General features: G+C 41.3%; 11 protein-coding genes. 4 read left to right on the plus strand and 7 right to left on the minus strand.

What is annotated here, in order from left to right; all coding sequences use genetic code 11:
• Window positions 1-86: 86 nt before the first annotated feature.
• Both uvrA and OIZ54_RS08460 read left to right on the plus strand, forming a co-directional pair.
• Complete coding sequence (gene uvrA, locus OIZ54_RS08455) at window positions 87-2909, plus strand: excinuclease ABC subunit UvrA (RefSeq protein WP_029773081.1); 2823 nt, start codon at window positions 87-89, stop codon at window positions 2907-2909.
• 35 nt (window positions 2910-2944) lie between these two features.
• Complete coding sequence (locus OIZ54_RS08460) at window positions 2945-3982, plus strand: hypothetical protein (RefSeq protein WP_264390175.1); 1038 nt, start codon at window positions 2945-2947, stop codon at window positions 3980-3982.
• Window positions 3983-4396: 414 nt separating this feature from the next.
• Here the strand turns inward: OIZ54_RS08460 and trpS are convergent, their stop codons facing one another.
• From trpS to rpe, 3 genes are read right to left on the minus strand one after another with little or no spacing between them, the layout of a single operon-like run.
• On the minus strand, window positions 4397-5401 hold the full coding sequence (gene trpS / locus OIZ54_RS08465; RefSeq protein WP_029771853.1) for a tryptophan--tRNA ligase: 1005 nt from the start codon (window positions 5399-5401) through the stop codon (window positions 4397-4399).
• A 36-nt stretch (window positions 5402-5437) separates the two neighbouring features.
• Window positions 5438-6103, minus strand: coding sequence for a phosphoglycolate phosphatase (locus tag OIZ54_RS08470; RefSeq protein ID WP_055254629.1), 666 nt, complete (start codon window positions 6101-6103; stop codon window positions 5438-5440).
• On the minus strand, window positions 6103-6786 hold the full coding sequence (gene rpe, locus OIZ54_RS08475; protein ID WP_029771856.1) for a ribulose-phosphate 3-epimerase: 684 nt from the start codon (window positions 6784-6786) through the stop codon (window positions 6103-6105). Before rpe ends, OIZ54_RS08470 begins: the two co-directional genes overlap by 1 nt.
• 409 nt (window positions 6787-7195) lie before the next feature.
• Here rpe and OIZ54_RS08480 point away from each other — a divergent pair, with 409 nt between their 5' ends.
• Together OIZ54_RS08480 and OIZ54_RS08485 are read left to right on the plus strand one after the other, a co-directional pair.
• Window positions 7196-7492 carry a hypothetical protein gene (locus OIZ54_RS08480; RefSeq protein ID WP_029771857.1) on the plus strand — a complete coding sequence of 99 codons (297 nt, stop codon included), beginning with the start codon at window positions 7196-7198 and terminating at the stop codon, window positions 7490-7492.
• Between the two features lie 3 nt (window positions 7493-7495).
• On the plus strand, window positions 7496-7681 hold the full coding sequence (locus tag OIZ54_RS08485) for a DUF2970 domain-containing protein (RefSeq protein ID WP_024032525.1): 186 nt from the start codon (window positions 7496-7498) through the stop codon (window positions 7679-7681).
• Here OIZ54_RS08485 and OIZ54_RS08490 read toward each other — a convergent pair.
• Genes OIZ54_RS08490 through aroK form a run of 4 tightly spaced genes read right to left on the minus strand, consistent with a single transcriptional unit; the run spans window position 7629 to window position 11536 of the window.
• Window positions 7629-8495 (minus strand): Dam family site-specific DNA-(adenine-N6)-methyltransferase, encoded by an 867-nt coding sequence (locus OIZ54_RS08490; protein ID WP_004589353.1) that lies wholly within the window; start codon window positions 8493-8495, stop codon window positions 7629-7631. The genes OIZ54_RS08485 and OIZ54_RS08490 overlap by 53 nt on opposite strands.
• Window positions 8496-8548: 53 nt before the next feature.
• Window positions 8549-9919, minus strand: coding sequence for an AAA family ATPase (locus OIZ54_RS08495; protein WP_264390176.1), 1371 nt, complete (start codon window positions 9917-9919; stop codon window positions 8549-8551).
• Window positions 9919-10989 (minus strand): 3-dehydroquinate synthase, encoded by a 1071-nt coding sequence (gene aroB / locus OIZ54_RS08500; protein WP_024032528.1) that lies wholly within the window; start codon window positions 10987-10989, stop codon window positions 9919-9921. Before aroB ends, OIZ54_RS08495 begins: the two co-directional genes overlap by 1 nt.
• A 28-nt stretch (window positions 10990-11017) precedes the next feature.
• Complete coding sequence (gene aroK, locus OIZ54_RS08505; protein WP_004589350.1) at window positions 11018-11536, minus strand: shikimate kinase AroK; 519 nt, start codon at window positions 11534-11536, stop codon at window positions 11018-11020.
• Between the last annotated feature and the right edge of the window lie 97 nt (window positions 11537-11633).

The following is an 11633-nucleotide window of genomic DNA, read 5'->3' on the forward strand; positions in this document are numbered from 1 at the left end:
GTAAGGATTTTTTCGTTGATCATTGATTAATAATGTTTCGTATTATGCGATACTGGACAAATAATTTTGGTAATAAACGAGATAGCATGGAAAACATTGAAGTCCGAGGCGCCCGTACGCACAATTTAAAAGACATCAGCCTAACCATCCCACGTGATAAATTAATTGTTATCACAGGCCTATCTGGTTCGGGAAAGTCATCACTGGCATTTGATACTTTATATGCAGAAGGACAGCGTCGTTATGTTGAGTCACTTTCTGCCTACGCAAGGCAATTTTTATCGTTAATGGAAAAGCCCGACGTTGATCATATTGAAGGCCTCTCTCCCGCCATTTCTATTGAGCAAAAATCTACATCGCACAATCCTCGCTCAACAGTAGGTACCATTACCGAAATATACGATTACTTGCGTTTAATGTTTGCCCGCGTGGGCGAACCACGCTGCCCAACCCACGACTTACCACTTGCAGCACAAACAATTAGCCAAATGGTTGATACCGTTTTAGCACTGCCAGAGGGCACTAAGCTGATGCTTTTAGCGCCAGTGGTTAAAGATCGTAAAGGTGAGCACGTTAAATTACTTGAGCAACTTGCAAGCCAAGGCTACATTCGCGCTCGTATAGACGGCGAAGTATGCGACTTATCAGATCCGCCAACACTTGAGCTTCATAAAAAACACACTATTGAAGTGGTGGTTGACCGCTTTAAAGTAAAAGATGGCCAACAGCAGCGTTTAGCAGAGTCGTTCGAAACCGCACTAGAGATGTCTGGCGGTGTGGCAAATGTAGCCTACATGGACGACAGCACGATAGAAGAAATGCTGTTCTCGGCAAATTTTGCCTGCCCCACCTGTGGCTACGCAATGACCGAATTAGAACCGCGCTTATTTTCGTTTAATAACCCTGCAGGTGCGTGTCAAAGCTGTGATGGTTTAGGCGTACGCCAATACTTTGATCCTAACCGTGTGGTACATAACCCAGAGCTCAGCCTTGCAGGTGGTGCTATTAAAGGATGGGATAAACGCAGCTTTTATTATTTTCAAATGCTACAGGCGGTCGCCGAGCACTATAACTTTGATTTAGATGTGCCATTTGAAAAGCTGGCTAAAGAATCGCAAAAAATTATTTTAGAAGGCTCAGGGCAAACAAAAATAGCCTTTAACTACCGTAACGACAGAGGCGATTTAATAACACGCAACCACGAGTTTGAAGGCGTGTTAAACAACATGAACCGTCGCTATCGCGAAACTGAGTCAAACTCGGTGCGTGAAGAGCTCGCTAAATATCAAACTAGCCAAGCGTGTCCTAGTTGTCATGGCTCGCGTTTACGCCAAGAAGCACGCCACGTATTTATAGGTCAAACAAACCTGCCTGCTATTACAACTATGAGTATTGGCGAAGCGATGGACTTTTTTGAAGGGCTATCACTAACAGGCCAAAAAGCCCAAATAGCTGAAAAAATCCTGAAAGAAATTCGCGACCGCTTATCGTTTTTGATTAATGTAGGCCTTAATTACTTATCGCTTGAGCGCAGTGCCGATACCCTCTCAGGTGGTGAAGCCCAGCGTATTCGTTTAGCCAGCCAAATAGGTGCAGGCCTTGTAGGCGTAATGTACGTACTGGATGAACCATCAATTGGTTTACACCAGCGCGATAACGACCGTTTATTACAAACATTGGTGCATTTACGCGACTTAGGTAACACCGTGATTGTAGTTGAGCATGATGAAGATGCGATTCGCGCAGCCGATCATATTATTGATATTGGCCCAGGCGCGGGTGTGCACGGCGGCCATATTATTGCACAAGGTACACGTGACGATATTTTAGCCACTAAAGACTCAGTAACTGGCCAGTTTTTATCAGGCGTGCGCAAAATAGAAGTGCCACAAGAGCGTAACCCAACCAGCGACAAATGGCTTGAGCTATTTGGTGCCACAGGTAATAACCTAAAAAATGTAGACTTAAAAATTCCATTTGGCTTATTAACCTGTATTACAGGGGTATCGGGCTCAGGTAAATCAACGCTCATTAACGATACACTCTTTAAGCTTGCGCATACTGAGCTTAACGGCGCGACCACAGCAGAAGCCGCGCCGTATAAATCAATTAGTGGCCTTGATCACTTTGACAAAGTGATTGATATTGACCAAAGCCCAATTGGTCGTACACCGCGCTCAAATCCTGCAACCTACACAGGTATTTTTACCGGTATTCGTGAGTTATTTGCAGGGACACAAGAAGCCCGCTCTCGCGGCTATAAAGTAGGTCGCTTTAGCTTTAACGTAAAAGGCGGGCGCTGTGAAGCTTGCCAAGGCGATGGCGTAATTAAAGTAGAAATGCACTTTTTACCTGATGTATATGTACCGTGTGATGTATGTAAGGGCGCGCGCTATAACCGCGAAACCTTAGAAGTACAATACAAAGGTAAAAACATTCACCAAGTGCTCGAAATGACCGTTGAAGACGCGCACGACTACTTTGATAAAATACCTGCAATAGCGCGTAAACTTAAAACGCTAATGGACGTTGGTTTATCGTATATTCGCCTAGGGCAAGCTGCTACCACGCTCTCTGGTGGTGAAGCACAACGTGTAAAACTGGCTCGTGAGCTTTCTAAACGCGATACAGGTAAAACATTGTATATACTTGATGAGCCAACAACCGGCCTTCACTTTGCCGATATTGAACAACTACTTGTGGTATTACATCGCCTGCGCGATCATGGTAATACCATTGTGGTAATTGAGCATAACTTAGATGTGGTTAAAACCGCAGACTGGGTGGTTGATTTAGGCCCTGAAGGGGGCGCTGGCGGCGGTGAAATACTCATTGCAGGCACGCCTGAAGAAGTAGCCGAATGTGAACGCTCGCATACTGGGCATTACCTAAAGCCCCTATTAAACTAACTGGGGTTTATTACCTCATACGATAAGGAAAGTCGGTGTTAAGGCGTTATAAAATTATAAAATGGCGAGCCAGTAGGCTATTTAAAAAGCTGCAAAAAAAATTGCAGCCTCTTAAAGCTGATATTGATAAGCATATTAAACCCATATGGTTTAGCCTTAGCACCGCGCAAAAGCTTTACTTAGCAGCGCTTATATCTGTGATTTTCTTTAAATCCTGGTCACTTTGTGCGCTTTTAACAATGACCGCCCTGGTAATTGAATTTTGGCCAAAGTTTAATAAACTATGGCACTCTTTAGCAGGCAAAGCTTTAATTTTGGTTTTTTATGCAACCATTGCTAATTTTGTTTTGGCAAATGCAAGCAGCATTGTTAACGATGTAACTCACGTATCAGCTGAAAACATGAGCTACACACACAATTTTGCAACTTTGATATATTTACCCATTTGGGCATTAGGAATTACACTCTGTACATTACTAATATTTCAATTTATTTTACCCTTTTATATCATAATGCTGTTACTTATAAAGCCATTTGGATCGCAAAGCATTAAATATATAAGTCAAAGCTACTCTCCCTTACTTACCGCATCTATTAGATTAATATTAGCCTTCATAACTTTAAGTACCCTCTATCCTTTTTTGGACGATAGGGATGAAGCAACATTTCTATCAGATATAGAAAACGGTTTCTATTTTGGAAGAGAGCTGGCTAGTGACTCTCCTGAAGTGAAGGGGCATGCTATGGTCAACCTAAATGAAAGGCTGGCTAAACAGGAAACAAAAACTCAACCCAGCTCGCCAAAAGCAGAAGAAATAAATGAATTCGCCGAATCTGCAAGTTCATTTGTTGCTACTGAAGGTTATTTTGGGCGTAGTAAACACCTTATAGCGATGTTTGCATTTAATTACGAAGCGGATGAATACTCAAGGTGTAAAAAAGCCAAAAATAGCAAAGTGGTAGAGTTGAACGATTACGAAATAGTAGAGATTACGCCAAATGAAACTATGCCTTATGGCTATTCTTTTATTGTAAAAGCCTGCGAATCGCCTGCGTTTAAGTCCACTAGCTAATAAATTATGGCTTTTTTAAGTGATGAATGAAGTATTAGAAGTTATAAAAAAATGCCGCTAAATTTAGCGGCATTTTTATTTGCTTATACTAGGGCGTGTTGATCTTTGATGGTTGAATTTGCAGCAGCATGTTTGGTTTTTAGGCAAGGCAGAGCCTATGAAGTGTGGTTACTCCCCATAAATAGGCGATAACGCAGCATAAATGCCAAACATGCGCTGCCCTTCGGGTTCTGCCTAGGGGCGATAAACTCTTTGTTGCCTACATGGATCTAGGTAAGGGGCGTGAGCAGGACGCGGAAGCTTTACTCGGTTTTTACTTAGCCCACTAGGTTACAAACCTCGCGCCGCGATTTAATCGCCCCTAGATTGAACAAATTTCAATCCGCAAAGATCAACACGCCCTAAGAAAGCAAATTATGTACGAGGAATAAACCCTAGTGCATCGTAAACCGATTTAAGTGTTTTTTCTGCACGTACACTGGCCTTTTCTGCGCCTGATTTCATGATGCTATCAAGTAGGTTTTGATCTTCTCTGATCTCTTTAAAACGTGCTTGGATTGGCTCAATCATGCTAACAACTGCATCGGCTGTGTCTTTTTTCAGGTGGCCATACATTTTATCTTCATACTCTGGCACTAAGTCTTCAATTGAGCGCTTAGTGGCTACGCTTAATAAAGTAAGTAAATTAGAAACGCCTGGCTTTTCAGTACGGTCAAAGTAAATACGCGCTTGCTCGTCTGAATCGGTTACTGCTTTTTTAAGCTTTTTCTCAATCTTTTTAGGCTCATCTAATAGCATGATGTAGCCATTAGGGTTTTCGTCAGACTTAGACATTTTTTTGAGCGGATCCTGAAGGCTCATTACACGTGCGCCAAATTCGGGAATATATGGCTCAGGTAACTTAAATACGTCACCGTATAAATTATTAAAGCGTGTCGCTATATCACGCGTTAACTCTAAGTGCTGCTTTTGGTCATCCCCTACCGGTACTTGGTCAGCTTGATATAATAAAATATCCGCTGCTTGCAATACTGGGTACGAAAATAAACCGACGTTTACATTGTTAGCATGCTTAGATGACTTGTCTTTAAACTGAGTCATGCGGTTAAGCTCGCCCATTTGTGCGTAACAATTTAGCACCCATGCTAACTGCGCGTGTTCTGGCACTTGCGACTGTACAAATAAGGCCGATTTTTCAGGGTCTATGCCACATGCCGCATATAACGCTATACCATCTAATACTCGAGAGCGAAGAAGTTCTGGCTCTTGGCGAACAGTAATCGCGTGTAAATCAACAAGCATAAAGAAACTTTCGTGGTCTTCCTGTAGCTTTAGCCACTGGTTAATAGCGCCAACATAGTTGCCTATTGTCATACCACCGGTTGGCTGAATGCCACTTAAAACTACTGGTTTACTCATGATTTTCCTTTAGTGTTGTTTAGTTAATTAAAAATTTTAACGCTGTGTTAGTGTTGGTATTATATCTAAGAAGTTATCGCATAGGTACTGTGGATTATAATCCTCAAGATTTTCGCCTTGGTTATAACCATAATCCACCGCTATTACATCAATTTTAGCGGCATGTGCTGCCAATATATCGCTTTTTGAATCGCCAATCATAATAGCCTTACTCGGCTCAACATTCAGCTTGTTACATGCATACAATAAAGGCGCTGGTGAAGGCTTTTTAGCCATATCGTCTCCACACACTATCACTTCAAAGTGACTGGTAAGGGAAAGCTTATCAAGTAGTAGCTCGGTAAATAGGCGCGCCTTATTAGTAACAAGTGCTTTTGGCATGCCCCGCAAAGCACTGAGCCCTGTTTCTACATGCTGATACAACACACTATACTTGCCCACTAGCTGCTCATAATGTTGGTAAAATAAGGCAATGGCTTTTGCACTAAGCGCTTCATCTAAATGTTCGCTAATTTGCATATCACCACTGAGTGCACGCTTGACTAGGGTTTCAATACCGTTGCCTATCCAGCTTTCAACCAAGCTTTGGCTAACAATAGGAAACGCTAAATCACTCAGTGTTAAGTTTACTGCTAGGTATAAATCGTAAACGCTATCAACAAGTGTGCCGTCAAGGTCGAACAAAGCTACATCATATTTCATTACTTTACGTTTCCTAACTGCTCACGCATTTGATCAATAACAACTTTGTAATCAGGCTCATTAAAAATAGCAGACCCTGCTACAAACATATCGGCACCTGCTTGCGCTGCTGCGGCTATGTTATCAACCTTAATACCACCATCTACTTCTAGGCGAATATCACGACCCGACGCAACTATACGCTGCTTAGCTTGAGCTAGTTTTTCAAGGGTGTGGGGGATAAAGCTTTGGCCGCCAAAGCCTGGGTTTACCGACATTAATAAAATAGTATCTAGCTTATCAATAACGTGATCGAGGTAGCTAAGGCTAGTGGCAGGGTTAAATACTAAGCCTGCTTTACAACCATGGTCTTTAATGAGCTGTATGGTGCGGTCTATATGCTCGCTGGCCTCAGGGTGAAAAGTAATTATTGATGCGCCGGCCTCTGCAAACAAAGGGATTATACTATCGACTGGTTTTACCATTAGGTGCACATCTATAGGGGCTGTTACACCGTAATCTCTAAGCGCTTTACACACCATAGGCCCAATAGTGAGATTAGGCACGTAGTGATTGTCCATGACATCAAAATGTACTACATCAGCGCCTGCAGCGAGTACTTTATCCACATCTTCGCCTAATTTTGCAAAATCGGCTGACAAAATAGAAGGCGCAATTAAGTATTTTTGTTCAGGGTTTAACATAGTAATCCGTCAATCAGTAAAATATGCCTTAATGTACCGTAAATGCTGAGGTTTCCCAAGTAATACACTGTAAATTAGGCATAACTAAAAATATCGATTTAAATATATAAGTATTTATTTATGAAAAGCTTTAGTGGTTGAGTTTTGGGCAGCATGTTTAATTTTTGGTAAGGCCGTGAGTAGACGCACAAGCTTTGCTTACATGATGTAAGCTATTAGATTAACGTAAGAGCAGTTATTGTGCCCACTCGATTACAAACTTCGGGGCGCGATTTAAAAACTCTTAGCTTGAGAACACACTTTAACTCGCAAGTTTCAACAGGCCTTAGCTATTACAGATAAATATTAGTTTGTTATTTATACAGCTTTTGTTATTATTAAAGGAGTAACTTAATTTTAGGCTAATATTATGCGTGCATTTAAAACAGGGATCTTAATTGCGTCGGCATTGTTATTTATTGGGGCATTTAGTTTTGCGCCAAGTTCTGAGCAAGATTTAAGCTTAGTTAGCAATTGTCAGCATCAGGCAAGTAGTAAAAACGCTTCAAACACCTTAACGTGTGCGAAAGTAGAAGAAGACTCATCGTGGTTTTCGTGGCTAACAGGCGATAGCCGCAGTGCGCAGTTTCATTATTTAGATTTATTAGAGCTGTTAACTAGCTCAGAAGACGCTAAGAATACGCCTTCAATAAAACCTCTATTTTAAATAATGCTGCACTTTATTAGCGCGTTGCAAAGTGTGCTAGCAGCATTTTTTGGTGTGCAATCAGAGCACAAACGCCAAGCCGACTTTCAACAACACTCCCCTCTTTTTATTATTGCTTTAGCTGTGCTGTTTTTTGTTATTTTTGTAGTGACAATTTACGCAGTGGTTGCTTGGGTGCTAAATACATAGCCATTAGCTCGTCGACCTTGTTGCGTGATCCACCTTTAGGGCTGATAGTACGTTTTACCTGAATTTTACCAAGCGTAGCTTGGCTATAAATTTTTCGCGTCCATACGGTATCGTGGTTAGATATAAGCACTGGGGTATTGTTTTCAAACGCAGCTTGCTCGGCTAAGTTTGCCAAGTTTGCTTGATCGTCTAAATTAAACCCGCCTTTAGCATAAGAGGTAAACGACGCTGTTTTACTTAGCGGCACATAAGGCGGATCACAATAAATAACCGCATTGTTTGGCACAAGCTTAAATACATCATCGTAGCTTAGGCAGGTAAATGTGGCTTTTTGTGCTTTTTCGGCAAAAAAGTACATTTCTTTTTCTGGAAAATAAGGCTTTTTATATTTACCAAATGGCACGTTAAAAATGCCTTTGAGATTATACCTACACAGCCCATTGTAACCATGGCGATTCATGTATAAAAAGAGCATTGCGCGCTCATATACATCATTGCTTTTATTAAACTGTACACGGTATTCGTAGTAAGCGTCTGGGTGGTTATTTAAATCAACAAATAGTTTTTTAGAGTCACTTATAAACTCATCAGGCGAGCGCTTGAGCTCTTTGTATAAGTTAATTAAATCAGCATTGATGTCGTTGAGTAAATAGTGCTTAAAATTACTATTTAAAAATACTGAGCCTGCACCTACAAAAGGTTCTACCAAGGTTTCAGCGTGTTTGCTGGCTTGAGATAAACGTGCATTAATATCTTCAACTAGGCTGTATTTACCGCCAGCCCATTTAAGGAAGGCTCTACTCTTTTGTTGCATTGGTTCTTAACTTCAATCTGCTGTAGCGCGATTTTACACTAAAGTGAGTCAGTTTACTGATCAAGTCGTGCAATTTCTTGTTTTATTTTGCTGATTTTTTTATAAAAAGGCTTGTTCTTTCTAAGCGCACTCGACAAGGCAGACAATGCACTTTTAGCATCAGCGAGTGATGCATAACTACCAATAGTAACCACCCACCACACTTTATTATTTCGCTTAGTTTGGTAAACCTTAGCGCGCTGGCTTAAATTATGTTGAATAATAAACTCACGGGTGATTTTTTCCTGTGTAACAGCTAGCAGCTGCACAGTTGTATTATTATCTGGCTGAGCTAAATACCAAGCGTTATCGGATACGTTATTTGAGGTTTTAGGCTGCGGGCTTTCTTTATCGTCACTTTCAATTGGCTCAATAGTCTCAGGAGTGTTTAAGCTTTGTGGTAACGCCTCGCTTTGTTCACTCTGAGCGCTTTGTTGAGCCTCACGCGTTAGGCTTTGCATTATCGCCGGCACATCGTTTTTATGAGGCGCTACATTCTCTTGTGATTTATCGCTGACCGGCTCTAAAAGCAAATCCGCTTTTGATATATCAGAATTGTCATTACTGACCTCTTTATCCACGCTTGGGATAGCGACAATTTTAGAAGCAGGAATAGCGGTATCTATGGCTTGGCTTTGTTGATTTTGATAGTACGTTTGCCACCACTGGGTCATATCATTTTTATACAGCAAACCAATGATAAGTAGCATAATTATAATTAACAACGAGATTAAGTGTACTCGCCACGACACTTTATCTTTTTTTACAATATCAGCCACATGCTCCGTTGGTTGCCATGCTAATAATAAGCTGGGGTTGCCTTTCGCTTCATTTAAAAATGCACTAAATACAGGGTCTTCATCGTACGGTAAATTAGGAAAATACCAGCTCATTAGCTGTTTAGATTCATGTGCAGATAAAGGCTCTAAGTAAATTTCAACGGCATTATTAATAGCTAGCTTTGATTGCGAAGCTAGCATGATATAAAGCGTTATAGGGCTATTTTTGGCAAGTAACTCTAACTCCTGTAATAGCTCTTCAGATAAGTGCCTTGCATTATCGAGCACCCACAAACAAGCCTCACACGGCTGCTGCTGCAACAATTGGTAAAAGTTTTCACTTAACGATAAATCGTGGTCAATCAGCGGAGAGTTAAAGCTTTGCTCTAATATATCACTCATCAGTGATACATCATTTACACTGGCACTTACTTGTACAAATGCTTTATTAAAACTGTTGTATTTGTCGGTGATGAAGGTTTCGAGCATATAACTTTTGCCTAGGCCAGAGGTGCCTAGTAATACAATTAAGTTTTGCCCGTATTCAAATTGCAGAGCGATTCTATCCACCAACGCCGCACGGCTTGGTAAAATTTGCGCCTGCATTATTGCTCGATTAACGCTCTAACTTGGTCGTCTGATACGTCATCTACCAATGCGCATTGACCAAATTGAGTAGGTAAAATAAAGCGGATAGTGCCTTTTTTATTTTTTTTGTCTTTACGCATATGCATTAAAAACTGCTCAGCAGTCATTTCACTTGGGATCTCAGTCGGTAAATTATAAAGCTTGAGTAGCGTTACAATTCTATCTACCTCAGTTTGCGATAAATCACCGCGTGTATGCGCTAATTTAGCAGCAAGTACCATTCCGGTAGCAACAGCCTCGCCATGTAGCCATACACCGTATCCCATTTGCGCTTCAATTGCATGCGCAAAGGTATGCCCTAAGTTGAGTAATGCACGAAGGCCATTTTCTTTTTCATCTTGCGCCACGATAAGCGCTTTAATTTCACAACATCTATAAATAATATGCTGCAAACTTGCTTCATCTAGTTGCTGTAGCTTTTCTACATTTTGCTCAATAAAAGCAAATAGCTCGGTATCGTAAATTAAACCATACTTAATAACTTCGGCCATACCCGCTGCAAATTCGCGCGCCGGTAAAGTGTGAAGTGAATTAGTATCAATAAAAACCGCTTGCGGCTGATAAAACGCCCCAATCATGTTTTTACCCAATGGGTGATTTACCGCTGTTTTACCCCCTACAGAGGAGTCAACTTGTGATAGTACCGTGGTCGGAATTTGAATAAACGGTACACCGCGCTGATAACATGCAGCAACAAAACCTGTTAAATCGCCAATAACGCCGCCACCTAGTGCAATTAAGCATGTGTCTCGGCCGCAATTATTTTGCAATAAAAAAGCAGATATTTTCTCAAACCATTCAAGTGACTTGTATTGCTCACCATCGGGAATGACAAAAGAAAGAGGGTCTAGATCAGCTAACGAATCAAGCAGTCCTTGTAAATATAAAGGCGCAACTGTGTCGTTAGTGATAATGATAGGCCGACAATCACCAATGTGGTGAACAAGGCGGCCATTATCTTGAAGTGCAGATTGACCAATAAAAATAGGATAACTTCGCTCGTCCAAATTAACAGTTAATTCAAGCATGCTTTGTTATTTCCTTTATTATTGGTTTTTAAAAATCTAATTTCTCGATGATTTGGTTAGCAACAACTTTAGCGCTTTGCTCATCGGTGCGTACAACAAAATCGGCAACTTCTTTGTATAGTGGCTCGCGTTCTTCTGCTAAGCGCTCTAGTACATTACGAGGTGCTTCTTCAGTTTGCAGTAATGGGCGACGCTTGTCGCGTTGCGTGCGTGCAACTTGCTTTTCTATAGGTGTCTCTAGGTATACAACGATACCACGAGCCGAAAGCTTGTTTCGAACTTCTTTACTCATTACTGAACCACCACCGGTTGCAAGTACAATACCTTGCATTTCGGTTAAGTCGCCAATAACAGATTCTTCACGAAGTCTAAAGCCTTCTTCACCCTCAAGATCAAACACCCAGGCAATATCTGCACCGGTACGGCGTTCGATTTCTTGATCAGAATCGACAAATTCAAGGTGTAATTGGTCAGCGATGTGACGACCAATCGTGCTTTTGCCAGCCCCCATGGGGCCAACTAGAAATATATTACGTTTCTCAGCCATATCTTTTAGTACAAACGAACTCTAAAATTTGAAATAAAACCCCGCCTAACGACCTGGCCCCAAAATTAAGGAGGGGATTATCTCAGTAATTGGCCGG

Source organism: Pseudoalteromonas sp. A3 (assembly GCF_025942345.1).
Lineage (GTDB): Bacteria > Pseudomonadota > Gammaproteobacteria > Enterobacterales > Alteromonadaceae > Pseudoalteromonas > Pseudoalteromonas atlantica.